27 protein-coding genes and 1 pseudogene are annotated in these 26,948 nt (G+C 70.1%); 1 reads left to right on the top strand and 27 read right to left on the bottom strand.

The window, feature by feature from the left end; all coding sequences use genetic code 11:
• Window positions 1-314: 314 nt before the first annotated feature.
• From ACIRQF_RS31290 to ACIRQF_RS31160, 27 genes and pseudogenes are all read right to left on the bottom strand, one after another.
• Window positions 315-1,385: a DNA cytosine methyltransferase gene (locus ACIRQF_RS31290; RefSeq protein WP_404097339.1), complete on the bottom strand. Its 1,071-nt coding sequence runs from the start codon at window positions 1,383-1,385 to the stop codon at window positions 315-317.
• Window positions 1,386-1,565: 180 nt separating this feature from the next.
• Window positions 1,566-2,816 carry a hypothetical protein gene (locus ACIRQF_RS31285; protein ID WP_404097336.1) on the bottom strand — a complete coding sequence of 417 codons (1,251 nt, stop codon included), beginning with the start codon at window positions 2,814-2,816 and terminating at the stop codon, window positions 1,566-1,568.
• Window positions 2,817-3,021: 205 nt separating this feature from the next.
• Window positions 3,022-3,309, bottom strand: a complete 288-nt coding sequence (locus tag ACIRQF_RS31280) for a hypothetical protein (protein ID WP_404097333.1) — start codon at window positions 3,307-3,309, stop codon at window positions 3,022-3,024.
• A gap of 273 nt (window positions 3,310-3,582) precedes the next feature.
• Window positions 3,583-3,981: a hypothetical protein gene (locus ACIRQF_RS31275; RefSeq protein ID WP_404097330.1), complete on the bottom strand. Its 399-nt coding sequence runs from the start codon at window positions 3,979-3,981 to the stop codon at window positions 3,583-3,585.
• A gap of 355 nt (window positions 3,982-4,336) precedes the next feature.
• Complete coding sequence (locus ACIRQF_RS31270) at window positions 4,337-4,600, bottom strand: hypothetical protein (protein WP_404097327.1); 264 nt, start codon at window positions 4,598-4,600, stop codon at window positions 4,337-4,339.
• 310 nt (window positions 4,601-4,910) lie between these two features.
• Complete coding sequence (locus ACIRQF_RS31265) at window positions 4,911-5,825, bottom strand: hypothetical protein (protein WP_404097325.1); 915 nt, start codon at window positions 5,823-5,825, stop codon at window positions 4,911-4,913.
• A gap of 70 nt (window positions 5,826-5,895) precedes the next feature.
• A complete protein-coding gene (locus tag ACIRQF_RS31260; RefSeq protein WP_404097322.1) occupies window positions 5,896-6,078 on the bottom strand; it encodes a hypothetical protein in 183 nt (60 codons plus the stop codon).
• Between the two features lie 409 nt (window positions 6,079-6,487).
• On the bottom strand, window positions 6,488-7,714 hold the full coding sequence (locus ACIRQF_RS31255; protein ID WP_404097320.1) for a DNA cytosine methyltransferase: 1,227 nt from the start codon (window positions 7,712-7,714) through the stop codon (window positions 6,488-6,490).
• A gap of 360 nt (window positions 7,715-8,074) precedes the next feature.
• Window positions 8,075-8,575 (bottom strand): hypothetical protein, encoded by a 501-nt coding sequence (locus ACIRQF_RS31250; protein WP_404097317.1) that lies wholly within the window; start codon window positions 8,573-8,575, stop codon window positions 8,075-8,077.
• A 655-nt stretch (window positions 8,576-9,230) separates the two neighbouring features.
• A complete protein-coding gene (locus ACIRQF_RS31245; RefSeq protein WP_404097314.1) occupies window positions 9,231-9,614 on the bottom strand; it encodes a hypothetical protein in 384 nt (127 codons plus the stop codon).
• A 224-nt stretch (window positions 9,615-9,838) separates the two neighbouring features.
• Complete coding sequence (locus ACIRQF_RS31240) at window positions 9,839-10,339, bottom strand: hypothetical protein (protein WP_404097312.1); 501 nt, start codon at window positions 10,337-10,339, stop codon at window positions 9,839-9,841.
• Window positions 10,340-10,628: 289 nt separating this feature from the next.
• Entirely contained in the window at window positions 10,629-11,537 is a 909-nt protein-coding gene (locus ACIRQF_RS31235; RefSeq protein WP_404097309.1) for a DUF4097 family beta strand repeat-containing protein, read from the bottom strand.
• Window positions 11,538-12,037: 500 nt separating this feature from the next.
• A complete protein-coding gene (locus ACIRQF_RS31230; RefSeq protein ID WP_404097306.1) occupies window positions 12,038-12,775 on the bottom strand; it encodes a hypothetical protein in 738 nt (245 codons plus the stop codon).
• On the bottom strand, window positions 12,760-12,966 hold the full coding sequence (locus tag ACIRQF_RS31225) for a hypothetical protein (protein ID WP_404097304.1): 207 nt from the start codon (window positions 12,964-12,966) through the stop codon (window positions 12,760-12,762). Before ACIRQF_RS31225 ends, ACIRQF_RS31230 begins: the two co-directional genes overlap by 16 nt.
• Before the next feature lie 378 nt (window positions 12,967-13,344).
• On the bottom strand, window positions 13,345-13,737 hold the full coding sequence (locus ACIRQF_RS31220; protein WP_404097301.1) for a hypothetical protein: 393 nt from the start codon (window positions 13,735-13,737) through the stop codon (window positions 13,345-13,347).
• Window positions 13,738-13,915: 178 nt separating this feature from the next.
• Complete coding sequence (locus ACIRQF_RS31215) at window positions 13,916-14,701, bottom strand: hypothetical protein (protein WP_404097298.1); 786 nt, start codon at window positions 14,699-14,701, stop codon at window positions 13,916-13,918.
• Between the two features lie 437 nt (window positions 14,702-15,138).
• Window positions 15,139-16,074, bottom strand: a complete 936-nt coding sequence (locus tag ACIRQF_RS31210; protein ID WP_404097296.1) for a hypothetical protein — start codon at window positions 16,072-16,074, stop codon at window positions 15,139-15,141.
• 197 nt (window positions 16,075-16,271) lie between these two features.
• Window positions 16,272-16,604: pseudogene (locus tag ACIRQF_RS31205) on the bottom strand (HU family DNA-binding protein); the annotation flags it as partial.
• Window positions 16,605-16,797: 193 nt separating this feature from the next.
• On the bottom strand, window positions 16,798-17,472 hold the full coding sequence (locus ACIRQF_RS31200; RefSeq protein WP_404097293.1) for a hypothetical protein: 675 nt from the start codon (window positions 17,470-17,472) through the stop codon (window positions 16,798-16,800).
• Between the two features lie 93 nt (window positions 17,473-17,565).
• Window positions 17,566-18,171: a hypothetical protein gene (locus tag ACIRQF_RS31195; RefSeq protein WP_404097291.1), complete on the bottom strand. Its 606-nt coding sequence runs from the start codon at window positions 18,169-18,171 to the stop codon at window positions 17,566-17,568.
• A gap of 101 nt (window positions 18,172-18,272) precedes the next feature.
• Complete coding sequence (locus ACIRQF_RS31190; RefSeq protein ID WP_404097288.1) at window positions 18,273-19,448, bottom strand: DUF6884 domain-containing protein; 1,176 nt, start codon at window positions 19,446-19,448, stop codon at window positions 18,273-18,275.
• A 516-nt stretch (window positions 19,449-19,964) separates the two neighbouring features.
• Window positions 19,965-20,255 (bottom strand): hypothetical protein, encoded by a 291-nt coding sequence (locus ACIRQF_RS31185; protein WP_404097286.1) that lies wholly within the window; start codon window positions 20,253-20,255, stop codon window positions 19,965-19,967.
• Between the two features lie 272 nt (window positions 20,256-20,527).
• The gene (locus ACIRQF_RS31180) at window positions 20,528-21,196 is read right to left on the bottom strand and encodes a hypothetical protein (protein ID WP_404097284.1); all 669 of its coding nucleotides are present in this window, start codon (window positions 21,194-21,196) and stop codon (window positions 20,528-20,530) included.
• 546 nt (window positions 21,197-21,742) lie between these two features.
• Window positions 21,743-22,069, bottom strand: a complete 327-nt coding sequence (locus tag ACIRQF_RS31175) for a hypothetical protein (protein WP_404097282.1) — start codon at window positions 22,067-22,069, stop codon at window positions 21,743-21,745.
• A gap of 579 nt (window positions 22,070-22,648) precedes the next feature.
• Window positions 22,649-22,864, bottom strand: coding sequence for a hypothetical protein (locus tag ACIRQF_RS31170; RefSeq protein ID WP_404097280.1), 216 nt, complete (start codon window positions 22,862-22,864; stop codon window positions 22,649-22,651).
• Between the two features lie 50 nt (window positions 22,865-22,914).
• On the bottom strand, window positions 22,915-24,144 hold the full coding sequence (locus ACIRQF_RS31165; RefSeq protein ID WP_404097277.1) for a phosphoadenosine phosphosulfate reductase family protein: 1,230 nt from the start codon (window positions 24,142-24,144) through the stop codon (window positions 22,915-22,917).
• Window positions 24,145-24,229: 85 nt separating this feature from the next.
• On the bottom strand, window positions 24,230-25,324 hold the full coding sequence (locus tag ACIRQF_RS31160) for a hypothetical protein (RefSeq protein ID WP_404097274.1): 1,095 nt from the start codon (window positions 25,322-25,324) through the stop codon (window positions 24,230-24,232).
• Between the two features lie 503 nt (window positions 25,325-25,827).
• On the opposite strand from ACIRQF_RS31160, the gene ACIRQF_RS31155 reads away from it, so the two are divergent.
• On the top strand, window positions 25,828-26,835 hold the full coding sequence (locus ACIRQF_RS31155; RefSeq protein WP_404097271.1) for a PIN domain-containing protein: 1,008 nt from the start codon (window positions 25,828-25,830) through the stop codon (window positions 26,833-26,835).
• Window positions 26,836-26,948 lie beyond the last annotated feature (113 nt).

The following is a 26,948-nucleotide window of genomic DNA, read 5'->3' as shown; positions in this document are numbered from 1 at the left end:
GGGACGGGCGGTGGTCACCGCCCCGCGTTCGGCCGATGGACCGCACCGTGACGATGCGTGGGGCAAGCCCCGCAACGTCGCCGGGCGGCCGGCGGGGGTGTCGCGGGCGGGGAGGCGGGTGGGGGTGGTCATCGCCCTCTCCGGCCGGGTGACCGCACAGTGGCGCTGCGCGGGGCAAGCCGCGCAACAGTGCCTCGGCGGTTGGGGGTTGGGGGTTGGGAGTCGGCGCGGAACACGGGGCGGTGGGCAGAGCGGGCGCGGCATGGCAGCGGCCCCCGGTCCACGCGGGGCGCGGGCCGGGGGCGGCTGCGAGGTCAGGCGGCCTGGGTGCTGTTGCGGGCGGCCAGCTGGGCGGCCATCGCCCGCCGGATGACGGCCTCGGCCAGGCGCGGCGGCATCGCGTTGCCGATCTGCTCGTACTGCTTGGTCCGGGTGCCCCGGAAAGGATGGCCGGGCGGGAACGTCTGGAGCGTGGCCGCGTCGGCGACGGACACCCGGATCATGTCCTTGCGTCCGCCGCGGTAGGCGGGCAGCTCGTCGGCGTCCGTCAGCCGGGTGTTGGCGATCCAGCGGCCCGCGTCGCGTTCCCCGTACAGGGTGGCTCGGCTTCCGGAGCCACCGACGCAGGAGGGGTCGGGGCCTCCGGCTGCCGTGCCGACCGCGACGGTGAGTGCGGGGCGGTGCGTCATTCCCCAGCCGAGCGCCTCGGCCATCGACACCCAGGGCAGCAGATCTGGGTTGCCGCCGTTCTGGTCGGTGGTGCGGCTGTAGCGGCGGTGGGTCGGGGCGGGCAGTGCCGCCACGTCGCCTCGGCGGGCTACCAGCACGGCGCGGGCACGGGTCTGCGGGACGCCGTACTCCTCGGCGTTCATTCGGCCCGTGACCACCGTGTAGCCCTCGCTGCGCAGGATCTCGGCCATCGCGTCCCACACGGGCAGAACGGTGGGCACCTGCTCCAGCATCACCGTTCGGTACGGGCGTCCGCTGTCCAGGGCCGCGAGGACCCAGCGCAGGGGTTCGAGCACCAGGCCGGTGCGCTCGTCGTCCAGGGTGGCGAGGCCGGAGCGGATGTCCTTCCTCGCGGCGAGCAGTGCAGCGAAGTGCAGTACGGTGTCCAGGGCCCGGCGTCCGGCGCCTTTGCCGCCGATAGAGTACGGCTGGCACGGCGGTGAGCCGATCAGGTCCGTGGCGGTGGGGAAGTCGTCGGGGCTGTAGGCGCGTACGTCGCCTTCCACGGTGTCGAGTCCGGCGGCGCGGCGGGTCTCGCAAGCGGAATGGTCTAGCTCGATTCCTGTCACGGCGAGGCCGAGTTGCTGTGCGGCTACGTCCCAGCCTCCCGGCCCTCCGAACAGGTCGATTATGTCGACCGTGGACTCATCAGTCATGGCCGGTTCCTCGATTCCTGGTTCTCTGTCACCGGAAGCGGAACCCCCGGATGAAGTTGGCCGAGCCAGGAGGCCACGAACAGGGACAAGCAGCGCAAACCAGCAACTAAGCGCCGTAGAAGGCGCGTTCATGCGACGGTCTCCGGCCTCGTGGGAGGGGCGAGACCGGAGACCGGGGCGTCAGATGGCAGGCGCGGAACCGGGACAGGGGATGAGGGCATCCGTGGCCGGGTTGTTCTTCTTCCAGGGGCGGCTGTGTGTCCGCCAGAGGTTCTCTTCGGGGTCCCACCGCTGGACGCAGACGCTGCTTACCCCGTTGGCGCAGTCTTGGTAGCGGAAGACGGAGCGGAAGGAGACGCCTTCGCCGTTGGCGGCGTTGTCCCGGGCCCGGCGGGCCACTTCGTACGCCTCCTTCTGGGTGAGGACCGGGGCGTACCTGCTGAGGCCGGGGCCCGTCAGTTCGATCCGCCAGGGGGCGTGGCGGAGGGCGTTGCCGGGGGTCGAGGCGAGGATGTCGGCGACGGTCTGCGTGGTGGTGCAGTTGGCGGCCCATTGCCGGGCCTGGTCCTCAAGCCAGGGCAGCAGAGGGCCGGTGGCCTGCTCCCGCGGGTGGAGGAGGAACGTGGCGTCGCCCAGGGTGGCGAGGCTGGGATTGTCGGGACTGGTGATGTGGACGCAGTTCCCGCCGAACCAGAGGAAGTTGAAGCGGGTGCCGTCGGCGGTGGTGTCCTGGTACGTCCACGGAGCCCAGTCGGCGACCGGCCGGGTGGCGATACCGGCGTTGCACCACGCCGCGGGGCCGTCGGGTGCGTCCCACACCGCGCGTGCGGTGGTGGCGAACCAGGTGTGCCAGGCGCCCGCCGTGCAGTCGGCCTTCACCTGGGTGGGCAGGTTGCGGATCGTCCAGGCGATGACCGAGTCGTCCGTGCCGTCACCGTAGCGGGCCGGGTCCGGTACCTGCTGGGGTGCGTGAATGCCCAAGTGTTCCAGCACCCCGGTGGACCAGCCGCTGGTGCGGCGGTGAAGCCAGTCGGCGGTGACGTCGGTGGGCGTGCGGTCGTCGGCGGCGAGGTCGATGATCGGCTGCCAGTCCTTGCTGTCGGCGGGAACGGGCCGACAGTGCTCGGTGAGAGCGGCTTCGATGACCGGGCCACCCTGGTAGCGGACCTGTACCTGACCGCTGAACTCGTAGGTCGTCCACGGGCGTTCGACGAAGCTCCGGCAGGTGGTGATCTCCCTCCCCTCCCACCAGGCATCGCATGCGTCACGCAATGCGCTGATGGTGAAGGGCAGCTCGCCGAAACTGATCCGGTCGGGGTAAACACCCCAGTACGGGACGGTCTTCCCAGGGCGGATCCTGATTCCGGTGTCACTGTTCCAGGTGAAGGTGAGATCGGCGCGTTCGTGGTGGTAAGTCAAGGTCGCGGGCACGGCGGGGCCTCCGGGTGGAAAAGGATGGGGATGGACCGGGCTCCAGGCGCGGGTCTGGTGGTCACCGCTCACCCGGGCCGGTGTCCGAACCGTCGCCTGGTGCGGGCCAAGGGGGGCAAGTGAGCTAGGTCCGGGGCAGACGATGGCCCCCGGAGCCGCGCGCGCTGGCGGCACCGGGGGCCGGGGCTCTCGGGGACGGTTGGGGTTATGACGAAGGCCGGACCGGGCAGCTGCACAACTCGTCGTGGATGACGCCGCCTTGGGTCAGGAACTCGGGGGCGGGCGTGGAGCGGGCGCGGGCAAGGTCGCCACGCGGGCGCGTGCCCGCACTGACTTCGGCTTCGAGGATGTACAGACAGCCGCAGTCGCCCCAGCGGGCGGCACCCCGGGCGAAGCGGAGCGCCTCGTCTACGGCACGCCGGTAGTCCGGGCCGATGACGGTGTGAGGGGTCAGCGCGTCGATGCGGGATTGCGCGGCTTCGGAGAACGGCACGAAGTGCCTCCATTCGGTCGGCTGTGGTGCGGCCGGCACCGAGGGGCACGCCTGCTGGTCACCGCTCCCCCGGCCCGGTGGCTGAACCGTGGGTTGGCGGACGGCAAGGGAGGCAACCGTGCCGGGCACGTGCGTGGCGTCAGTCGGACGAGTCGCTCTGCTCGGGCCGTGTCCTTGAGCTGCTCCTTCGAGGTGGGCATCGGACGTGGAACAGCTCTCGAACCCCCGGCGCCGCGAGGGTGCCGGGGGTTCGAGGGCTTGGAGGGGTCGGGCCTAGGTGTCAATCTCGCCATGGGCCTCCATGACGTCGGTCAGGGCGTCCATCCTCAACCCGTCGTCCTCGCTGTGGATGGCGTGGTAGCTCTCGTCCTTGCGCTGGTCGGGCGTGAGGGATTCGGCGCGGGTGCGGGCTTCGGCGTACACGATGTCAGCGGCTGTGCGGTCGACCGCACCGGGGCTGGTGTAGGCGAGGCGGGCGTGGACGAGAGTGAGGTGGCGCTGGGCGATGCGGAGTGCGGCGGCTGCCCCCGTGGTGGTGTGGACGGTGACGCGGGTGGGGTTCTGCGGATCATCAACCATCGGTTCCGGGCTGGCCCCGGCCGTGGCCGGCTCAGAGGCGAGCCCGGCGGCCTGGGCGATGAAGTCGTGCACGCGCAGCGTGTACTTGAGCATCAACGGACCTGCTCTTTCTGGGACTTGGGGTAGGGCGCGGCAGAGAGCCGTGCCGGGGAGGACCGTGGCTGCGTGGCGAGCTAGGCGGGCAACCGCTGCGGGCGCGGAGTCGCCGGACGTGGTGCCGGATCGGCTGGGCGTTGGTGGCATGCGAGTGCGCGGCGGAGCGTGGCAGTGGCCAGGCATGCATCGGCTCCGGCGCGTGCGGGTGCGCCGGAGCCGAGAGTCGGATGTGTCGGGCGGCTCGGTGGTGTGCACCGTCCGGCCTCACAGGGCAAGCCCCGCCAAGGCCGAGGATCGGCCGCTCGGCGCGGCTCAAGACTGGAAAGCGACGAGCGCGGAGCTGGGGTGTTGCCTAGCGGGTGGGCCACAGGCAGACGGCAAGGACCGCGTCGTCAGGTGCCTTGCGATAGTCGTCGGGAACGTCCTGGGCCTGGCGTGCCGCGTCGGTCATGTAGCGTTCGCCGCTCCACTCGGTGTCGGCGCGGTACATCGACTGGTCGACTTCATCGAGCGGTGAGAAGCCGTTGCCTTCGGAGTCCTCAGCGAGAATCACAATCGTGTCGCCGGGCAGGTGGTCGAACGCGGCTATCGCTGTGCGGAGTTCAGCGAGCGTCATAGGGATCTCCCGTCGGAGCTCGGGGCGAGGTGAGGTGGGTCGGGCGGCGCGAGGCGAGGAGCAGGCGCGGCCCGGCTGAGGCCGTTTGCCACCGGGCACGGCGGGGGCGTGCAGGGCGTTCCGGCCGGACATCACTCTCGAGAGATGCACACCTAGACCGGCAACCCGCGAGTGGCGGTCGGCGGGGCGCCGGCCGAGGGGCCGTTGGAGCCGCACACCGCGCGTGGCCCCTTCGTGCGCGGGAAGGACGTGGTGGCCGGGAGATGCCGAGACCCGCTCCGGTCGGTTGGCCGGAGCGGGTCTCGGCGGATCAGTGGGCGGCTGCAGTCGGGAAGGTGACGCGGTACAGGGCGGTGGATTTCTCGTCCGGGACGAGCTGCCAGCCGGATGTGGCGATGTCCTCGTGGGCGGCTTCATCCATGGCCCTGCGCAGTACTTCGTCGGCCTGGCCGAGCGTCTCGGTGTCGAGGGGGCCGGTGTCGTCGGCCGTGTCGATCTCACGGTCCCCGGCGAACACCGCACACACGCGGGCGAGGTCGGTCAGGTCGATCAGCGCCGACGTCGCCTCGGGGGCCAGGGCGCGAAGAATCTGGCTGACCTGGACGCCCGCGGTGTCCAGCGGTGTCTTCGGCTGGCCGTCGCGGGTGAGGCCGCAGAGGCATTTGGTGTCCTGCCAGTCCTGGGTGTAGCCGCATGCGCACTTCCAGGTGACGACGCACCAAGGCCATGCCCGGCCGCCGATGGGGTAGTAGCCGTCGTCGAGCGGTTCGATGACGTCAACAGCGCCGGTTCCCTCGTCATCGACCCACTGCCAGTGGACGCAGATGACGACCGCGCGGGCAGCGCCTGCTCCTCGTCCGGGCTTTCTGTTCTTCGTCTTGCGGGCGGCCCTGCGGACCTGCGGGGTGACGGCGATCGGTGTGGCGGTCGGGGTCTTGCCGCGCCAGCGGACGCGCACGGCGACGGCGCGTGCGGCGCGGTCGCCGTCCTCGTTGACCACGTAGGTCTCGCCGCTGTCGATGACGTGGACGGTGTCCGGGTCGCGCTCGCGGCCGTCGATGACGTGGATGGTCTCCATGCAGCTGAAGCCGTAGCTGTCGGCCATTTCCAGCGTCCCGGCCGATACCTGCCGACTGGCGTTGAGGCTGAAGAGGTAGGACCAGCCGGTCCACTTGCAGTCGTATGGGCCGACGATGCCGTCCAGAGTGACGCGCGTGTCGATCATGGCGATTCCCTTCGGATGTGGGTCCGGCTGGAACCTCGTGGGTTCCAGCCGGATGGTTGTGCCGGGCAGGTCAGTCGCTGTTCTGCGACGGGTTGATAGCGGTCGTGTGGTCGTGCCCGGTCTCCCTGCGGTCGTGCTCCATGCCCTGGGCGCAGGTGGCGAGGTGCCCGGCCCAGTCCTTGTGGGGGCCGTCGGGGATGATGCGGAACACGAAGCAGCGGTGACCGCAGTACCTGCAGTAGGCGCCAGCCATGGCGTCCTCCTCGTCTGGGGGTAAGTCGGGCGGCCGGAAGCGACGGCGGCGCCGTTACTGCGAGGGCCGAGGTGAATGGCGGGGCCCGCAGTGGGGGCCGAGCGGCGGTAGGTGGAGCCGAACCGCGCAACGGACGGCAGCGAGTGCTTGCGCGAGGGGTGCGCGGCCCGGTGGGTGCCGATACCGCCGTGTACGGAGGGGCTTCGTGCGCGAGTGTTCCGGGTGGTCTCACTGTGCGGTCCTGCGCGGTTAGGCCCGCAACCTCCAGGGCTCGGCCGGTGAGCGTGGTGCCTTTGTGTTCCGGCCGGAAGGAGCGTGCGGTCCGCTGTGGGACGGCCGGTGTGATGACGCCGCCCCCGCGCCGGTGGGCGCGGGGGCGGCGGTGAGGGGTGACCTGCCCGGGGGCGGGTCAGTGAGGCAGTACGGCCTTGACGCGGCGGGCGAGCCAGGCTGCGACGATGACGGGCACCGCGTTGCCGACCTGGAGACGCTTGTCGGCTTCGGTGCCAGCGAAGATGTGGTGATCGGGGAAGCCCTGGCAGCGAGCCTTCTCCTTGATAGTCAACGCCCGGTACTCACATCCGTCGACACTCATGTCAGCGGTGGGGCATGCCAGGTAGTGGTGGCCTCCGCCTTGCGCGGTGAGCGTGCCGATGGGCTGGTCGAGCGACTTCACCTTGACGTTGTTGCGCCTGGTCACGATGAACGGCTTGCCGCCGAATTTCTCCAGCCCGGCGGCGACCTGTTCGCGCGCCGTCGGCGAGTACGGGGTGCGGGTGACCCGCTGTTTCCCCTTGAAGTAGCCGAGCCCAAACGGCTCCCCTCGCACCGAGAGATCAAGGGCCTCGCCGATGCCGCGGGTGACCGGCTCAACGTGAGCACCGCAACGCGAGTTGGGGCACACGTAGTAGTAGTCCCCCTTCCCGCCGGGGCGGCCGTACTCGCCGACCGGGAAGCTGGAGTTCTTCTTCCAGTGCTGGACGCCTTCGACCGGGCCGCAGGTGGGGCACATGGCGTCGCAGGTCGGCCGGAGGTCGGGCAGGCCGTTGGCCTCCGCGATGTCGTTGCGGAGGAAGCACCACACCACCCTGTCCCGGGACTGCGGGAGCGGTGGAATCCCCTCGACCTTGAGGTGTGCGGCGTTCACCGAGGCGATGACCGGGGTGTAGCCGAGGGCTTCCCAGACGGTCAGCCACGCCTTGAACAGCTCGGACGTGCCGAATTGGGCGACGTTCTCGCCGACGTAGGCCATGGGGCGGTGGACCGTGGCATAGCGGACGGGCTCCCACATGGTGATGCGGGTAAGCGGCCAGCCTGCGCCCGGCTTCGGGTAGCCGTTCTCGTCCAGTTCTACGGCCTTGCGCGGGGCGGCCTTGCCGCCCGCCGGGGATGCCTCAGTGCAGATCGGCGACGCGACCAGTACGTCGGCAGAGGGCACGCAGCGCATGTCGATGGCCTGCACTTCGGCAGGACTCACGAAGAGGCCGGGCCAGTTGATGCGGGCGGTTTCCACCGAGGCGGGATGGTGGTTGGCGGCGTAGAGGGACAGGAATCCGGCGTCGGTGAAGCCACGCATGTCACCGCAGCCGCCGGTGAAGAAGTGCACCGATGTAGGGCCGTCGAGCAGGACCGTCATCGCAGCAATCCCCTTCCAGGAGCAGGGAGTTGGAGTGCGCGGCCAGGGGTTTGGCCGGGCGGTGACGGCACCTTCGTGGTGGGCACGGCAAGCCCCACAACCTCCCGCCACCGCGTCCCGGCCGACGGCCGGAGGGAGCGACCTGCGGTAGCTCGGCGGCCGACTACCGGCAGTGCAGTGGCGGGGCGAGCTCTGACGCGTGGCCTGGGCCTGGAGCGGGCGTGCGAGTGCCCCGCCACCACATGGCGGCAGGGCACTCCTCGGTGGGCGGCTGAGGGGAGGGGAGGTTGGAGGTGGATGCTGGGCACGCAGCGCTGCCGTCCCGGGATGCGGGGCGGCGCGGCGGTCGCGGTGGTCGGGTCAGAGGGCGGTCAGGTGGGCCTCCCGGGCGTGGGTGGCGGCGGCTTCGACGTAGGCACTGGCCATATCAGCGGTTTCGGCTTGTTCCTCGTCTGTCGTGTTCTCGGCGCGATCGAGGGTGGTGGCGGCCTGACGTAGGTGGCGGGCGCACTGCCGGTACTGGGAAGCGGCTGATTTGCCTCCCCTGTCGTCCTGCCAAGTGGCGCGAGCGTCCGCGACGATGGCCAGGACGTTCAGGGGGAGGGTGATGCCTGCCCCGACCAAAAGGTCGGCGATCTCCCATACCTGGGCGCTGGTGGGGCCGTTGCCGCTGGGGTCCGAGCTGTTCTCGGCGATGGCTGCGGCGGGCGCCTTGCGGGCGGGAACGAGTCCGGCGCGCTCGGCGAGCCTTCTCATCGCTCTGGTGTCGGCGCTGTCGAGCTCCGAGCCGCCGTCTGCCTCTTCATGTACCTGGCTTGTGCTCCAGGGCTGGGTGTTGCGGCTGTTCTTGGCGTCGGTCACGGTGAGTGGTCCTCCTTGAAGTTGTGACGGCCGAGCCGGAGCGTGGTCGACCGCCGGGCAACCGGCGCAACCGCGTGCCTGGTGGTGAACTGGGCATGCGTCTGGCCCGTGCTCGTCATGAGCGCGGGCCAGGCGTACGTTCGGGGATCTGAGCGAGCGGTTGCCGTCGGGGCCGGCAGTAGTCGCTTTCGAATTCCGGTCAGGGCCTTTGCCGCGTCCAAGGCGTGGTGCCACGTCGGGTGCAGGTGCCGTCCACGCGCCACAAGACGATCACGGCACCGGCGTCAGCGACGTTTCGACCGTCGCGGTCCCACAGGCGGGCTTCGGGCTCTTGAATACCGCCAAGCCAGTCGGACGCCGGGGCCTGGCATACGCAGGTGCGCAACTCCTTGGCTCCCTCGGCGTTGCGGTAGAGGGCGGGCAAGACGTTGAAGAGAACCCAGTCGGCAGCTTCGGGGGGCACAGTCAGTGTCTCCAGTCATGGGTGTGCGTCGGCTGCGCCGTGCCGCAGGTGGGGGCCCGGGCTTGGCGCTGAATGGACCGTGACGTGGAACAGGGCTAGCCGAGCAAGGCCAGAAAACGGCGTCCCGCCGTCGAGGGATCGGCCGCGGGACGGGCCCGGAGGAGAACCGGTCAAGTGGCCTGGCGCAGCGGCTCAACCGCTCTGGTTGAGCCGCTGGAGCGCTGGGTAGTCTCGGCGGATCTGTTCATGAGCCACGGGTGGAACCTGCGGGTAGAGCCGCGGGTAGCGGCGGAGCAGGGCTCGTTCGGCTCGGGTGACTTCTTGCAGCAGCTTGAGTGCCTCGTACCTGCTGGCGATGGACTCGCTGTAGTGGTCGCTGCTCGCGCCGGAAACGATCCAGCCGGTGACGCCAGGTCCGGCACCGTGGGAGGGGTAGAACTGGGCTGCTGCCAGGCTCTGGCCGTCGGCCTCGGCATGATCCGAAGCGGCGACTCGGGTTTCGTAGCGGTTGCTGCCCAACTGCACCCGGACGCAAGTGCCGTTCAGCAGTGAGGTGCGTTCGGCGATGTCAGTCATGTCTCCTACTTCAGGGGCTGGCGGTGGGTGCCGGGCGGCGCTCGGGACACAGCGGGAGAGCTGTGCGGGGCGCGGCCCGGCGGAGGCGACGGTGCCGCGCTCGGGCGTTAGCTGAGCAAGAGCCCAGCAGGGCCGGCGTGTGGGCGGAGGGCTGAAGTTGCATGCGTCGGGCCTGCTCTCGGCTGGCGTGGCAGGGAGCAGGCCCGGGATGCAGGGTCCGTCGGTCAGAGCGACGGTTCGCCGTTGGGGTAGAAGAGCGGCTCGCCGCTGATGGCCTGCTCCTGGTGGTTGGTGAAGGTGGTTTCGTCTGCGGGCCAGACGGGCGTGATAGACCGGATCGCGCACAGACCGCTCAGGTCGTCGTCCGGTTGGGCGGGCAGGACCAGGACGTTCCTCGTGTGTGCGGGCAGGAATCGTGCCAGATCGGCGAGGGTGCCGATCGCGTACCACATTCCCGCTCCCCCGCTGTCGCGCTGCAGCGTGGCGCAGGTGACGACGAGCTGAGAAGCGGTGGTGTCGAAGAGCTCGACCACCAGTTGGTCCGTCGCGCCCGCGGGCTGGATGAGGTAACTGGTCAGCTGACGCCCACGCTCCCGTGCGAAGCGGCCGTAGCGAGCGAGTAGTTCGCGCCGCTCCCGCTCATACGGAGTCACAGGCCGGTCGGCGGGGTAGTCGAAGTGTTCTCCGAACGGGACCTGCTTGATGACCGGCTCCATCTGAGTCATGGGGATCAACCTTCCGGGGATGGCGTGGGTCCGTTCACGGCCGGTGTGGCCGAGAGTGCCCGCGCGTGGAGCCGCCCGGGTGACGGGACGAGCATGCGTTGCGTCTCTGCCCGGTGCGGCGAGCACCTCGGGGTACCTGGGGCGCACCGTGGCCGTTGCCGGGCCTAGCTGTGCAACACCCGGAGTAGCTGACTGGCTTGGGCATTGAGACGGATCGGGCCCGCCTCGGCCGGGGTGCGGTCGGGGCGGGCCCAGTGAAGGAGCTTCGGTCAGTGGAGGCGCGAGGCGGTCAGAGGCGGCGAACGGATCCGGAGGAAGCCTCGGCGGTGACGGTCATGTCGGGTCGCCGCGAGCCGTACACGGTCACCGACCCGGAGGCTGCGTGGATGTCGACGGTGCCGCTGGCCTCGGCGGCGATGGTGAACTTGACGGACCCGAATGCGGCGCGCACGCGAGCGTTCTGGCCGCTGTGGTGGTTGACCTTGACCGATCCGGACGCGGCGTGGATGTCGGCCCACTCGGTGACCGTGCCGATCCGCACGGACCCCGAGGCGGCCTGGATCTGCGCACGCCCCACGCTCTCCAGGTTCACCGATCCAGCAGAGGCGTCGACCTTCGCGGCAGCCAGGTGACCGAAGGCCTGGACGCTGCCTGAGCTGGTGTTGCTGCTCAGGCCGGACCTGGCAGGCAGCAGAAGCTCGATCTCGATGCCCTGGTGGCCGTTGATGACGGTGCCGCCGGCGGACGAGGTGTAGGTGACGCCGGACGAGCTGATGTGCATGTTGCCGACGGAGCTGTAGGAATACGAGCTGCCCGACCCGGCGATGTAGGTGCTGCTGCCGTGGCGGACGGTCCGTGACGGCGCCGCGATGCGGGGCACGGTGACGGTCAGCTGGTCGCCGTTGTGCCGGATGCGGGTATCACGGGCGGCCTGGGCGTACGGGCTGGTCGGGTCGGTGCAGTACACGCGCACCATCGGCACAGACAGGGAGGCGTCGACGACGGTCCACAGGGTGGCGTCCTGGGAGGTGACGGTGGCCAGGACGGGGCCGGGCTGCTGGTCATCACCGGTGAAGGTGTTCAGTGGCTCCACGCCGTTCTTGGCCGCTTCGGCGAGCCGGATGTGGTCCGCAGGCTGGGCCCCGGGCTGGGCCGGGAGCTGCTGGGCGTTGCGCTTGACGAGCTCGAAGTTGGTCATCTGGACGGTCTCCCTGGCAGGTGGGGCGCGCAGGGGCTGTGGCCGTCCCGCGCGCAAGGGCCGGCCCACGTAGAGGCCGGTCGGGTAGTGGTGGCCCGTGTTCGGCGGGGCCGGGAGGACCGTGGCGGGGCAGAGGGTTAGCGCCGCAACCACGGCCGCAGGTCCGTCTCATGACCCCGCCGCCGCACCGTTTCCCGGGCAGTTTGCGCAGGTCAGCGCGTGGGTGGACGGGAAGGCTGGGAGAGGTCCCGGGGGGACGGAACCGATGCCTCGGACCGTTGCCTGACAGGTCCGCCCTGCGGGACTGGTGAGACGGGTACGACTGCTCCTGCGGCCGTACTCAGTGCGGGCGGTCACAACGGCGGTGCGACGGTGGGCGGGGTACCCCGGCGGCTGGAGAGAAGGAAAGGGCCGTCCCCGGCCAGCTGGCTGAGGACGGCCCAGGGGACTGGGGCGCGGGGTTACGCGGTTGCGGGCCCTGGTTGGAAGAGCGAGGTGTGTCAGACGCGGATGACCGAGTGACGGCGGACGCGCACCGAGTTGCTTACGGTGGCCTGCTGGGTGTGTCCGGTCTGGCCCGGCACTGCGGGGGCGGCGCCGAGGCCGAACATGTCCGCCAGCGCGGCCATCAGGTTTCCGGCGAACTTCTTCGTGCTGTCCATGCCGTTCACGTCGAACATCCGGAACCCGCCGCGCTGGTCGAGGACCCAGGTGTCAGCGGAGTCACGGAATGGCGTGTAGTGCAGGTGCAGGGTGCCCTTGGGACCGGTGACCTCGATGGTGTATCCGGTGTCGGTCGCTGCGGCGATTGCGCGGACGTTCGCGTCGGCGGCCTTTCGCTCAGCGGATTTCCGCATCCTGTCGAGGGCCTGTCGCACCGTGCCGGGGAGCTGCGTCTCGTCTTCCACGGGCGTCAGTGCGGGGATCTCGGAGCGTCCATCTGGGCGGGACAGCACATCCGGGTCCTTCCAGATGTGCACGAAGTCGTCGAAGTCGCGGGCGAGTTCGCGGACCGTACCGTCGACGGTGAGGGTGGAGTTGTTCCACTTCCAGGCGCCGCGGTGGTTGCGGCGCCAGGTGATGGTGAGTTCGACGCGCTCGCTGGTCAGCACCAGCAGGTAGTGCAGCGGGGAGGTGCGGCGGATCTCGGCGGTCTGGCCGGTTGCTTCCCACAGATCGTGGCGCATCGTAGCGATCCGCTTGGGCAGGTTGGCGGCTTCGGTCAGGTGCTCAGGCATGAGTGCTCCAGTGCGGCATGGTTCAGGTCGGTGAGGGTGGCGGCGGCACCGGCTCGGACCAGAAGTCCGCAGCCGGTGCAGCGCAAGGTGTCGATGGGGTCCCAGTCGTCGCCCTGGTCGCCGGGCAGGCAGAACACGGCCTGGAAGGCGGCAAGGGGGTCAAAGGACGCGGGGGCGGGCGGATCAGGCATGGAAGTCTCCCGGTGGGCGCCGCGCGCTGGGTGCGTTCGACGCTGGAGTAGTGGTCCGCTGTGGCCGGCGCGCGATGAGCACGGCAGTGCGAGGCGCTTGGGCGGCGGAGGGGCCGGGCGCATCGGTTGCGGGCGGGGTTCCGTTTGTGGTGGCCCGGCGGGAGTGACAGTGGTGCGACGGGGGGTTAGTCGCGCAACCGTCCCGGGTGGTGGTGGATGCTGCTTGGGGAGCGGGGATCGGAATGCCGAAGGGCCCGCTCCTGCGCCGGTCGTGGCGCGGGGGCGGGCCCAGGGCGGGGCTTCACCGGGAGATTGGTTTTCCGGGCGGCCGCGGTGGGGCCGGGGTGGGGGTGCGCCTGTGCCTGTGGGGAAGCTCGATCAGACGGTCTGCGGGGGGAGGGAGTCGAGCGTGGCCTCGATCAGTGCGTCCAGTGCGGCGGTGTCGGCGGTCGCTGCGGCCAGGGTGCGAGCGGCGGCGAAGGCCTGGGTGACCTGGGCGCGGCTGTAGGTCGGTTCTGCCGGGCGTGCCGGAGTGGCGTTTCCGCACGGATCGGGGACGCCGGCGGTGCGCACGAGGTTCTCCCACTCCTCGCCGTGGGGCCAGTGCCCGACGCTGACGGTGCCGTCCGCATGCAGGTCGGCGCCCACGTACAGAAGGTCGGGTCGATCGGCGCGTTCGATGGCGATGGTGCTGACCTCTTCGTCGGCGGTTTCGGGGACGTCGATAGTTGCCAGGGTGCGGCGGGAGTCGTCGGTGATCAGGAACCGCATGAAGTTCTCCAGTGGTCGGGGCCCGTGCTGCGTGGGTTGGGCGGGCCGACGCTGGCCGCGGCTGGGGCTAGCTCGGCAACCGGCTCGGCGTTGCACCGGGGAGCGTCGTCTGGGGAAACACTCCAGGCCCGCCCTCGCCGGGGTGACGGCATGGGCGGGCCTGGGTGGCGGTGCTTGGTCAGCGGGAGGCGCGGGCCTTGGACTGCTGGCGTTCGCGCCGGGCGGCGGCCTCGGCGTCGCGCTGGCGCTGAAGTTCACCGAACGAGGCGGTCATCCCCTTGCGGTGACGGTTGACGGTCATTCCGACGCGGGGCGGCCCGTGCACGGCCAGGAGGTCGGAGGCTGCCTGCGAGGAGTACCCGGCGGCCTCCAGATCCTCGAGGGTGAGGAACACGTCTGCGTCTCGGTCCCGGGTTGGGTCGATGAGGATGTCTTCCTTGCCGCCCCGGGAGAAGACGTACTTGAAGTTGGCGGGCGGGTTCGCCTCGACCAGGCGGCGGAACCGGGAAACCTCCTTGGTGTACGCGTAGAAGGTCAGGCCCTTGGGGGCGCCGCGCATGATCTGGAGCCACATCAGGGTGTAGGCGTCGTCGAAGAAGTCTCCGGCGTCATGAATTCGAATATGCCCCAACTTGCGCTTTTCGGGGTCTGGTTGGTAGCGGGGGTGGCGCAGCTCGGCGGCCATCCGCTCCTGCCACAGGAGCGGGGTGTCCAGCACCATCCGGAGGTTGCGCAGGTGGCGGGCGCGGGCGGCAGGGAAGCGGATGTAACCGGAGTCCGAGCCGAGGGCGTAGCAATGCTTGGTGCAGACGCCTGCGGAGGGGCAGACGTTGACTGTCCGCACGGTGGTGGTGCCGTCCGGGGCTTCGTCCGTGAGGCGGACGACCCAGGCGGGCAGGGTCCAGTTGAAGATGCCTTGCTTCTTCATGCGTTCGTTCTGCGAGAGCAGCCAGTCGGTGGCCATGGTGGGCACTCCACGAGTCCAGGGGATTTCGGATGAGGTGGCGTGCGGTGTAGGAGGCAGTCGGTGAGACAGCCCGGCCGCGGGCCACGCTGCTGTCTCGGTGCCATGCCAGCGCCCGATCCCTTTCGCCGAGGCCGGAGTGCGGGGTCAAAGTCCCGGTATCGGCGGTGAGCAGGCGGTGGGGTGGGCTGCGCAACGATCTGGACCGGCCCCCGCTGAGACGGAAGGGACATGCCACGCGGCGCGGTGGGCAGGTCCAGCGCGACCACATTCGCGCTACTGGCGGCAAGGCCCGCAACCTTCGCCGAGGGGGTCTGCCGGTTGCTGCCTGCCGTTCAGCCGAAAACGGGTTGGGCCCGCTCCGAACCGGTCAACGGTTCGGAGCGGGCCCTGGTGTGATCCGAAGCGGCCTCGCTGGGAGAGTTCGTCTCCGCCCTCTACCGCTCCTCGGCGCGGTTCTGTGGCTGGGTGCGGGCGAAGTGGTAGCGGTCGAGCGGCCAGATCGCGGTCACGTCCGCATGGTGCAGCAGCTCTGCCAGGTCCTCGTCGGGCTCGCGGGGCAGGAGCAGGGCACGTTCGGGCTGCGGGTCCATGAAACGCGTGAGGTCCTGGAGTTCGCCCAAGGCGGCCCACACGGCGGTGCGCGCGAGGGTCGGGCGGACGGCGACGAGTTCGTTGCGGGCCCTGTCGTGGTGGGTGAACAGCTCGGTGAGTGCTCCCGTCGGCCGCACTCGGTAGTGGACCAGGTTGGTGGCGTGCACCGCGCGCAGGTATCGGCTGTAGGCGGCGAGGAGGTTGGCTGCGGCGCGCTGAGCAGGGCTCGCGTCCGGAAGGAGAACTGGCGCGGATTCTGTGCTCACCTGCGGCGTTGGGGCCACCGCCGGCGTGGTGGGCAGGAGGGCCAGCGGCAGGCTGAAGACGGGCCGGAGCCGAAACACGAGGCGACGGGCGATCTCGAGTGGCCTGCGGGGATCGCAGGGCGCGTCGGCCCACACGTAGGGGCGGTCGCCGTCCAGGTGGAGGTGTCCGAGATAGGTCACGGACATGGTGTCGGGCCGCTGGTGGAACAGGCGCAGGGTACGGCCTTCGGCGTCATGGTGCAGGACGGACTTGTTGCCGTGGGTGAGTACCTGGTCGGTTCCTGCGGTACCTCCCTCGCCGGTGAAGTGCACATGCTCGCCGGTCCAGCCGTCGAAGACTCCTGCGGTCGTGGTGAACAGGAAGACGTTCTGGGTTGTGCGTGACGGGCTGATGCGCGGGTGGATGCGACCGCCGTACCGACGGTGCAGTTCTGCGCGGTCGATGGTCTCGCCCAGGGCGAGGTGCCAGGCGGAGTTGGGCTCATCGTTCTGTCGGCTCGTAGTGGCGGTCATACGAGTTGCTCCTTCATCCTTCGTCAGGTCGAGGAGCCGGACCGTGGATGAGAGCGGGGCAATCGGGTCAACTCTCACGCCAGGGCGGCCCCTGGCGCAGCCCGTGCGGGTCCGCTTGGCCGCCGTGCTTGAACCGCCAAGGCCCCGGGGTCCAGTCCATCGACCGGAGCCCGGGGGAGGTCCTTCTAGGCGGGGTGGGTCAGGCTGCCCTTGGGAGCCTTCTTGACGGCGATCTCGCCGCCCCGCGGGAGCTTCTTCGCCCCGGAGACGAGATCCTTGAAGCCCTGGCCAGCACGGAAGCGGGGCACCGAGGTCTTCTTGACCCGGACGCGTTCCCCGGTCTGCGGATTGCGGGCGTAGCGGGCCGGGCGATCGACCTTCTCGAAGGAGCCGAAGCCTGTGACCGAGACCCGCTCGCCCGCGACGGTCGCGCGGACGATGGCGTCGAGTACGGCGTCGACGGCGTCGGCGGCGTTCTGCCGCCCACCGAGCCTGTCGGCGATGGCCTCGATCAGCTGGGCCTTGTTCATAGAGTGTTCCCCTCTTGGGCGGTGTCAACTTGGTTGCAGCAGGCGGGGGTTGGTCCGCCGGGCGTGAGGAACTGTGCTGCGCCGCCGAGTTAGGCCCGCAACTCCGGCGAGGGGTGGACTGGTGAATGCACATGGCCCGTCCCGTGCGGCTTCGCGTGGGACGGGCCATGGGTGGCCTACAGGGTTGTCGGTTCTAGGCGCTGCCTCGGACGGCGGCGTGCAGTTCGGCGAACGAGCAGGGGATCTCCCTGCTGCGGAGACGTCGGTAGAGGAATCCGCCGACGCGCGAGGATCGGGCCTTGGCGTCCGGGGTCGCGGCAGCAGCGCGGCGGGCGGCGCTGTAGGTGTCGCCCTCGACGATGAGAAGCCAGTTGCCGCGCTGGTCCATGACCGCCCAGGTGTTGGTGAGTTCTCCGGGAGCCACGGCAGCTGGTGGCGCGGGCAGGAGATCGGTGAGCGCGACGGTGATCAGCTTGCGGTATTGGCCGCTGAGGGCCAGCACGTTGCCGTCGCGGTCGGGTCGGCTCTGGATGGCCACGATGTCCTGGTAGCGCTTGGTGCGGTTGGGCCGGTAAGCGGCGACCGTGCCGATCGTGTGGGTATGGGCTAGTTGGATCCGCTGGTACTTCTTCGCCGTGCGGATGCCCAGGTGGGAGAGACGGAAGTGCGTGAAGCCGGTGTAGCTGGTGCCGGTGCCAAGGAGTCGGCCGTCGGCTCGGTGCTCGCGGATCCACTGCCGGCGGCGCATGAGGTCGATTGTCGTGCCATTGACGTCGGTGGGCAGTCGGCGCGCATGGTCCTGGAGTGCGGCGATCAGCAACTCGCGCTGGTAGGGCGAAGGGGTAGCGTTCGTGGAGATGTCGGTCATCGGTGGCGTCCTAGTGGTGTGGCGCGTCAGCGGCCCGTGCGGTCGTGCGCGGGCCGTCGACGCGGTGAGTCGGTGCGGGATCGGGTGGCCGGCTCAGGTGGCGGGGCCGAAGCGCTCGGGGTGCAGGAGCCGAATCGCGTTGATCAGCGCCTTGTTCTCGTCCGCGCGCAGCGGCCCGTGAGCAAGGAGGTAGTCCAACGCGTCCGGGGCGCTTCGGGCATGCACCTGGCGGGCGGTGCCGGACTGCCATTCGTCGGATTCGTTGACGAGGTAGTTGAAGAGGGCGTCAGCGGTTTCGTCTTCGAGGAAGGGGCCGTCCTGCGAGTCGCAGTCGGCGTTCTCGGCTGCGACCTCGTCGGGGTCCGGCGGTTCGGTCAGCGTCAGCCCGAGCGCCTCACGCGGCTCGTCGTCGAGGTAGAGCGCGTAGGCGCATCCGATGGAGTCTGCGAGGTGGACGACTGTCGGCCCGGGCTGCGTGCCGGAATGGGTGACCCGTTCGGTCCAGAACAGGGCCAAGCCCTCATGCGCCTCCGTCCGGGCCAAGCAGGCTTCCATCTGGTCGCGTAGGACGCTGAGGACGGAGTCCTCGCCGCGCTGGTCGGCCAGGGCGGTGGTGCAGCGGTTGACGAAGTCGGTGAGCAGTGCCCGATCGTGTGCGGCCAGATCCGTCCTGCTGGGGACGGTAGATTTCGATGCCATGGCGGGCCTTCCGAGGGGCGTCGTGGTGGGGTGACCCGGGCGGGTTAGTGGCCCGGTGGGCGGACCGTGCCGTCGCATTCGGTTAGGCGGGCAACTCCCCGTTACAGCGCCACCCGGCTCCGTGGTCCCGGGACCGGCGCGACGGTGACGTGACTGCGGTCGGCGGCCGCGAGGATGCGGGCGGTCTCGTCGGGGTCGGCCTCGGCGGCGGGATCGAACCAGTAGTAGTGGGCGATTCCTGCAGCCAGCGGATAGACCTGGTCCCAGGGCGGGAGGCCGTCCTCGGCCGGGGGAACGCTGTCCGGCAGGTTGAGAAGGGTGTCGATCACCACCTCGAACGCTGCGGCCCGGAAGTCGCGGGCGTGAGCTCGGCGTTGGCGCGGTGGCATGCCGTCCAGGTGGGGACGGGCGGCCGAGTGGCGCTCCCATCGTCCGTACAGGCGAGCGACATCGGAGACTCGGCCCTCTGTCCTGTCGAGAACCCGTGGGAGCGCGGACAGGAAGCGTGCGACGTCACGGGGCGTGCCGTGCACATCCAGGGATCGGGTGTCGTCAGATCGCGCATGGACCTGGACGCGGTAGAGGGAGGCGAAGCGGCGGGTGGCCCGGATGCGCGCGGTGCTCTTGGCGGAGTCGCCGGGAAACGTGAGGCAACCGTGCGCCCGGGCCGGGTGCTGGATGACGAGCTGGGAGTGGGTGGCGTATCGCGCGCGATGGCGGGCTGCTCGTCGCGCGTCCTCATCCTGGCGTGCGGCCGCGCGGCGCTCGATTTCCTCGATGACGCTTCCGGTGCTCGCTGTCCGGCGGGCAGAGGGTTGCGGCGCCTGTGAGCGGCGGCCGGGGTCGTAGATGTCGGCGAGCCTGGCGAGTTGGTCGCCAATGCCGCGTGCGCCCGCGAGCGGGGCGGTCAGCTCCGGCCATACGGTGCGGCTGGCTTCGACGTAGGCACGCGGACCGAGGACGGTGACATCGGCGTCGAGGATGCCCAGGTCGACGGCCTGCTGGCGGAGCCTCTCGCCGGACACCGAACCCTCGTCGCCCATGCGCATGTCGTAGGGTGCGATGGCGTCCTGCAGCTCGAGAAGTCCGTGCAGCGCTGACAGGATCAGGACGCGGCCGGTCCGGCCGCTGTGCGTGAGTGCGTCAGCGGCCCGGCGGAGGGCCAAGTGATAGCTCCCGGTGTACCTCTCGCCCGCGGGTACGGGCTTTTGCGAGCTGCTCTTGCGCCCTCCGCAGGACACGATGATCACGCGTGGGCGGGCAGTGGGCGTGCTCATGTCCGTTCAGCTCCAGGGGGTTGGTGGCTTCTGCGCGGAGCCGGCGGTCCCGGCTCCGTGCGGCGCACCGTGGAGCTGAGCTGTGATAGCCGCGCAACTCTCCTGCTTCGCGCTGGTATGCGCTTTGGCCTGCTGGAATGCCGAAAACCCGCCAGAGTGCGCCTGCGGCGGTCAGGACCTTGGCGGTCCGCGCTCCGGCCTCGTGCAGGGCCGGGTCCACGTCCGGAGGCAGGCGCACGGTGATGCCCTCGCAGGTGGCGCGGGCGACGATCTCCCGTACGTCGTGGGCTACTTGCACTTGATGCTCGTTGGTCCGGTGCTCCTTGGTCCGGGGCTCCTCGGTCGGTACGGCACCGGGAGCGGCTGTGGTCGGCCGGACCATGCGGAGGCAGCCGGCAAGCGGCGCAACCCCCGTTCGTGGCCAGGAGGTGCGGGCGCACGTGCGGGCCCCGGCCGGCCGTGAAGGGCAGGCCGGGGCCGCTGGGGTAACGGTCGGGCGCAGGGGCGCCTCCCGGATCAGCCGGAGAGGGGCGGCGCTCCGTCAGGGAAGAGCGCCCGGTACTCCAGGCGCACCCGGTGCTCTTCGGTGATTTCGCTGTCGCTCGGCGCGACGCCAATCGCTGCCGCCGCCTCGCGAGCCACGGCGAACCGGCCTTGCAGGGTGGCCAGAGGCGTGTGAGGTGGCCACGAGTCCGAGGGCCACGCGTGCGCCCAGTCCTCTCCCTTCTCGGTGAGGGCCGCGGCGTAGGCATCGAACTCTCGGAACAGCAGCTCCCCCAGGGTGTCGCGCTCGGTCCGGTTGGACATGGTCACTCCCCCACCCGCGTGTCGGCCGTGGTGGGCGCCTCTGGGCGCGCGGCGTCGGGAAGGGACGGGTCGGTGTTGGCCACGTGAGACCTCCAGGGCAGTTCGGCATACGGGTATTCGGCGGCCCCGCTCTTGTGCGCTGGGCCGATGACGCTCACGACGGTGCGCGGGAACGGGCCGGGCGGCTTGGCACGGTGGCAATGGAGGTGTCAAGCGGCGCAAGCGCTCGGCCCGCGCGGCGGGCGCGGGACGAGCGGGTGAGATCTTCGGGGCTACGCGGCCGGAGTGCGGGGCTGGGACAGCAGGCGCTGCACCATCCGGGTGTCGCTACGCAGCTGTCCGGCTGCCTGGTGGCAGGCCGCGTACAGGTACGCCGCGGTCAGGTAGGCGGTCAGCTGCCCGGGACGAGCCGGGTCCGGGGTATGCGGGAGGTACAGGATGTTGGCAGGGGGGACAAGGCCGAGCCGGACGTACGCCTCGATCAGGGACCAGCGGTCATCACTGGGCCCGTGCCGCGACTCGGTGCGGGCGAGCCCGTCCTCCGTGCCGTCGTAGAGACCGCTGAGCAGCACCACCGGCAGGTGGGCGATGGCGTCCGCCGCGTGGTTTCGGGCACCGTCGTCATCGGGATCGAAGAGGCCCTCGGGAAGCCCGAAATATTCGTTCGCGACCGGGTCCTTGCCTCCGTGCGCGGTGTAGGCGGTGCGCCAGTCCGTGACTTTCTCGGTTCCGGCCTGCACCTCCCAGGGGTCCATGTGCTCACCGGAGATGCGGACCAGGCCCAGCCAGCCGGGCCGCCGCAGCCGTCGCACCGGCGGGAGTCCTGCTTCCGGGCACCCCTGCCAGGCGGCGCGGGCGACGGCACCCGCGCCCCGCAGCAGGCGGCCTGCGTGGAGGGATGTCCCGGAGACGGGACGGCGAGCAGCAGTGCGCTTGGTCATGGCATTTCACTCCTCATGTGGCGGGCCCCGGGCGCCTCTGGGCCCGGGGCGCCGGGAGAGGGCCTGTTAGGGCCCGGCTCGACCGGCTGCCCGGACGGTCAGCCTTCTGGGGCCAAGCGCCGCAACCGTTCGGTCGACTGCGACACGGTCGGCGAGCAGTCCATCGCCCGCTGCCACTGCGGACAGCACCACACCGCCCACGATCCCTCGGGGGAGTGCACCCGCTTCCGCATCGCGTCGCGCTGACCAGGAACGGCCAACCGGCCCCCTGTGGCTATCCTCACCGGCCCTTGCAGCCTTGCCGGAGCCCCGACGTATCTCGGCCCACCCGCCACACGAGTGACCTCGGTGCGCGGGTGGGCCTCCGCTGATCCCGGCCAACGGGCGAGGCCGTGCATGGCAGTGCCCCGGTCGCCAGGGGGTTCTGACGACCGGAGCACTGCTCGGTGGCTTAGCTCTTCCAGATGCTGACGATGGCCTCGACAACGCCGCCGATGAGGTCAGCGATCCAGGATCGATCGCGGCGGCGATTTCGTGACCGTCGGGTCACCTGGTGCACCTCGGGTCGTTCGCCACCACGGCGAGGGATCCGTACTTGTTGTCCCCGTGGTAGACGACGTAGACCCTGTTGGGCCCATCGCACTTCGAGCCCACGTTGGAGAAGCCGTCGGCCATCCTGATGAGGTCCATCGGCGCGCCGTTGTCCTTGCCGGAGCGCGGTGCGTCCTTGAAGGGCTCCGTGAACTTGTCGCCGCACGCGGCCAGGGTGAGGGCGAGGGTGGCTGCGATGACTCCGCCGATTGCGAGGCGGCGGTTGCGCCGTGAGCGGGGGGTGGCGCTGGGCTCGGTGGTGGTCTTGAGGGCAGCGGGCATCGCTGTGCTCCTGTTGGTCGATGGAGTGGTTGGTGTTTCCGCTGGCCGCCATTCGGCTGCCTGGCGCCCTGACTTGGGCGAGTGAGCTGACCATCGAGGGTCGAGGGGTTAGCGCCGCAACTCGCACCTGACCTGGGCTCTCATGGAGCGCCGCACATTTGCCGCGTGGCCGTCTCCTGTTGGTGTCGGGGCGGGCAGATCGGTCCGGCTGTACGTCATCTCGGCTAGTCCCTGCGGTAGTTGGCCGTTCGCGGCGTGGTATGGGCGCGAGCAGGGCGAGCTTGCTGGCTCTGCGGGTTCGTCTCCGCCTGCGTCGGCGATCCGTCCCGCGCCCTGGATTCGTGATCGGGGCAGTTGTTCCGCCTCCCGGGAAGTTCGGTCGCGCATGGCTCGGCCCCTGGGTGTCCGGCACCGCCCCGGGGCCGGCGCACAGCGACTGAAGCGACTGGTGTGCGGAGCTGGTCGAATCCCGAGGCTCGGTGCCGTGTTTCCGCGCATGAAGGCGCCCCCTGGTGGTGCACCCATTGCGGATGCGCCACCAGGGGGCGCGGAACTGGCTGGGCCAGCCGGTTTCTGCTTCTAGGCGAGGTGCGCTTCGCGGCAGACCTCTTCGAGGTGCAGGTGGTAGCGGCCCAGCTGGGCGGGCTTGGTGTCCGGAGTGAGCTCCAGGAGGCCGCCGCAGGTGCATGCAAGGGCGCTTTCAGGTCCCTCGGGCGGCTCCAGAATGGGGCTGTGACCGGTGCGGAAATCGGTCTCCTGCGGCGTGGCCGGGGTTGCGGTCAGGGTGCTGGTCATCGGGGGCTCATTTCGTGAGTTGAAGGTGAGGGCAGGGTGGTTGGACTGGGCTAACGGTTGAGGGCGAGGTACTGGTCGGCCGCGGCCGGCCCGAGGTGACGGCGTAGGGCGTCGCCGCGGCGCCAGGTGATGGGCCCGTCGAGTGCGTCGAGCATGCGGGCTGCGGCGATGATGCCGTTCAGGGTGAAGTCCTGCTTGAAGCTGTGGCCGATCCGTCGTTCCAGCGCGGCGAAAGTCTCCGGGTGCGAGAGCTCGAGGGCGAAGCAGACGCGGGTGGCGAGGATGAGCCAGTCCGGTCCGGCGAGAACGCAGTAGACGCAGGACAGGCGCTCCAGCCCGGTGTCGTAGATGGGGTGGTACTCGAGGCCGTTGCTGGCGATCTCCTGCCAGACCTCCTTCTCGGACAGTCCGTGGATGATGTTCCAGGTCAGCACGAGCCGGTTGGCACTCGTGGTTCGGGCGTCGACAGACAGGCGTGCTTTGAGCGCGCGCGAGGCGGATTCGGCCCCGCGGACCCCCATGACGTTGAGCACGATGGCCTGGCGGTCGAGGCCGAGCTCACTCACCCAGGAGGTGATGACGGGGCCTGTGGGGTCCCGCTTCAACGCGGACGTGCAGAGGCGGCGCTTGGCGTCAGGCCACATCTGGCGGTTTTCGACCATGCCCAGGAAGCCGCCGTCGGGGGTTACGAGGCGGAATGGGATCCCGTAGGCCTCGGCTTGGCGCCGGGCCAGTTCAGGAACCCCTGGCCACTCGGAGCCGAGGTCGCAGTGCATGACGCGCACCTTGTGCAGGCAGCCGGCGGCCTTGGCCGCAGCCACCGTACGGTGCATGGCCACGAGTGAATCCTTGCCGGACGACGTCTGAATGATGATCAAGTCGGCGGCTCGGATGAGGTCGACTGGATGGTCGGCCAGGCGGTCCAGGAGGACGGTGGTGGCACGTCGCCGGACACGTTCGGCGGGGTACCGGTTGAGCGCCGGCCGATGTGTCTGTATGGCCGTGGAGGCACGCTGCAGCCGGGCTTCGGCTTTGCGGACCCTCTGTTCTGCCTCTCGGTGTTCGAGGACGGCGGCCACAAGGGCGGAGTGGGCGGGAGAGGCTCGGTCGCCTCCGCCCGTAGCACAGATGTGGTCGTTCCAGTGGTTGAGCTGGGCCTGGGCGGCCGAGTGCTCTTCGTATGCCGCGCGGAGGGTGTGCTGGGCGCCGCGGTAGGCGGTGGCCGCTTTGCCTGCGCAGCGGATCATCTCAATGGTGTGCAGTGCGTTGTCCACGTTCATGTCGGTCTCCCCGGTGGTGAATGCGGTAGGTGGGCGGGTGGCCGGGCCTCATCGGCCCGGCCATGGAGAGGCGTTGCGGGGGTTGCTACGGGCGGGGCCCGGGCAGTTGGACCCCAGGGAGGTCGAAGACCACGACGGTGGCCTCGGGGTCGCGATCGGCGCGGGTGGCCGCGAAGTGCGCGCGGACGGCGGCTGCGGCGTATCCCGGGCCCTTTGCGGTGACCTCGTAGGAAGACAGGCCCGCTTCGTAAAGGGTGTTGTAGAGGGCGTCCGCGACGTGAGGGGCCTTGATGGGCGAGGGAGTGGGGAGGACGTCGATGATCTTCGCGCGCCATCCGTGGTCGGCCGTGATGACGGTCCAGGAGCCTGCCGACCGCTCGTACTTGTACTTCCACCGGATGAGCTGCACGAGCTCGGTCACCGGTGCGACATCGCGGTCGGTGTACTCGGTCCAAGGCCAGTGGAACGCCCCGGCGCGGTAGTAGCCGTCCTCGTCCGGGAGGACCTCAATGCGGCCCTGCGGGGTCACGATCACCACGGTGTCGCCCTCGAAGTGGGCCGGTGCATCCCAGTCGCCTGCACGGTGAGCGGCCTGTGTGTCGGCGCAGATCTGCCGCATTACGGCAGGGGCGAAGCGGGGTGCGCAGTAGCCGTCCCAGTGCTCAGAGCGGGTCTGGCAGCGGTAGGGGCCAGCGACGTCCTCGAGGCACACCTCATTGCGGGTCCATTGGGCGCGGGTGCCGTCGTACCACTCCCGGATGGCTCGCGCGCAGCTGGCGCTGTCGTGCGCCATGTCGGCGAGCGTGGGGTTCGTCAGCGTGAGTTCGCGGTTGTACAGCTCGTTGTCGGCGTACCCGTCGAATTCCGGGCCGTACCACATGGCGAGCCATCCGCTGTGGTGGGCGATGGGGTGGTCCACGGACGCGTCGTCCGTGATGAGGATGTGGAGTTCGTGTTCGGAAACGTCGCTGTTGGATCCGAAGGTGACATATCGAGCGGTACAGCCGCCACCGGTGTGCCAGAACTCGGAGGGGAGGCCGTAGGCGTCGAGGGCGGCTTTGAGGGGGATGTTGGCCACGATGTCGCCCGTGGTGCCGTGCTGCGAGTCCAGCGTGCGCATGACCGCTTCGCGGGCATTGAGGAAGCGCGGGTCGGCCAGCACGATTTCTGTCGAGGGCATGCCAAGTCCTTGCGGAAGGGTGGGTGGTTTGGGGTGGGTGGCGGTGTGTCCGGCCGCCTGATGCGATGCGTGACCTCGCCGAGGAGGAGCGGGTCGACGACGATGGCAAAGGTATGAGGAGCCGGGGTTAGCCCGGCAACCGCGATGGAGCACCGCGCGGCTTGGGTGGCTGCACGTCAGGTCCGTGCGCGGCGGAAGGAGCATCACGGCAGGTCACAGAGACGGCCGATGGATCTGTCTGGACTCCATCGGCATGATCAAGGGATACCCCGTGTTCCGCAGCCGTCGTCCGTCCCTTCGCAGTGAAGGCTGAGCGCGTGCCATCGCGGCCGGCGCCGAGGCCGGAAGTCAGCTCGCTGGCCGGCGAGGGCCTGTCAGGGACCGGGAAGTATGGGAACGGGTTTGGGCGGTAGGGCTCAGCGTTCTCCGGAGGGGCTGGTGCCGCCCGCGGACGGCGCCGGAATCCCGCGCCGTCCGGCCAACGCCCGCACTACGATGCGCGGATGAGCGAGCTGGCGCCGGCCGTACGGCGCACCCTGTACCAGCGTGGGCCGCTGCGCCGCGCACTGCTGGACACCTCCGTGCTGACGACGGACATCATCGCGGCCACGCGGCGGCTGGCCCCGTCGTCGTTCGTCGCCGGGGCACGGGCAGGGACGGTGCGGTGCCTGATCCCGGTTCACGTGTGGGAGGAGGTTCCGCGGGTGCTGGCCGACCGGCACCACGAGGGCGGACGGTTCGACCTGGGGCGGGCGCTGGAGCTGTGGCAGTCCCGGTATGCGCCCGTCCTGTACGTCGTGGACACCGTCGGCCTGCCGATGACGCCGCAGGCGCAGGTTCTCGCCGGGCGGGACGCCTCTGATGTGCCGATGCTGCTGCTGGCCGGGGTGATCGCTCCGGTGGTCATCATCGGGACCGACGCGGACTTGGTCGACAGCGGGCTTGCGTTCGCCGACTGGGTCGCCCTGCGCGCGGCTCTGGGGGACGTGGGGGTGACGGAGGGCCGCATGGCCGACCTGGAGCGGCAGGCCAGCGTCTTGGCGAACCTGACTGGCCACCTGGCCAGAGCGGCGGTGGAGCAGCTCAGCGAGCCGAGGAAGTTGGCGGCCGCGGCGGTGCTGGGCACGGCGGCCGGGGCGCTGTACTGGCGGCAGCGGAAGCGCCCGCGAGTGCCCTCGCAGCGGCAGCCTGTGCTGCCCGTGGTGTTGGAGCACGCCTCGAAGCGCTGGGCCGAATTGAGCGCGCGCCACACCCGCGGTGAGGACCTGTGGCGGCAGGCGGAGCTGGGGACGCCCGGTGACACGCTGCTGCACCGGGTCGCCCGGACGCTGGTCAGGTCCCGGGAGCCCTTGACGCGCACGGCGATCGTTGAGCGCCTGGGCGAGGCCGTCCCGGGTGCCGGGCACACCGGGCGCATGGCCGCGGTCCTGGATGTGCTGACGGCCCACGCGATGTTCGTTGACGTCACGGGCCGCGGGCACTGGCAGGTCGGCCGGCTCGGCGGCCGGTGACTGGAGAGCGTTGATCCCGTCGTTCGGCTCGCCCTGTCCTCCTGCCTCGCTTGCGCATGCGGTTCGTGTTGCAGGCCTGTTCGGGTTGGTCAGGCACTGTGTTTGTGGATGGG

This window comes from Streptomyces sp. NPDC101191 (assembly GCF_044767915.1).
In the GTDB taxonomy this organism is placed as follows: domain Bacteria; phylum Actinomycetota; class Actinomycetes; order Streptomycetales; family Streptomycetaceae; genus Streptomyces.
This window is presented reverse-complemented; position numbering and strand designations above follow the sequence as displayed.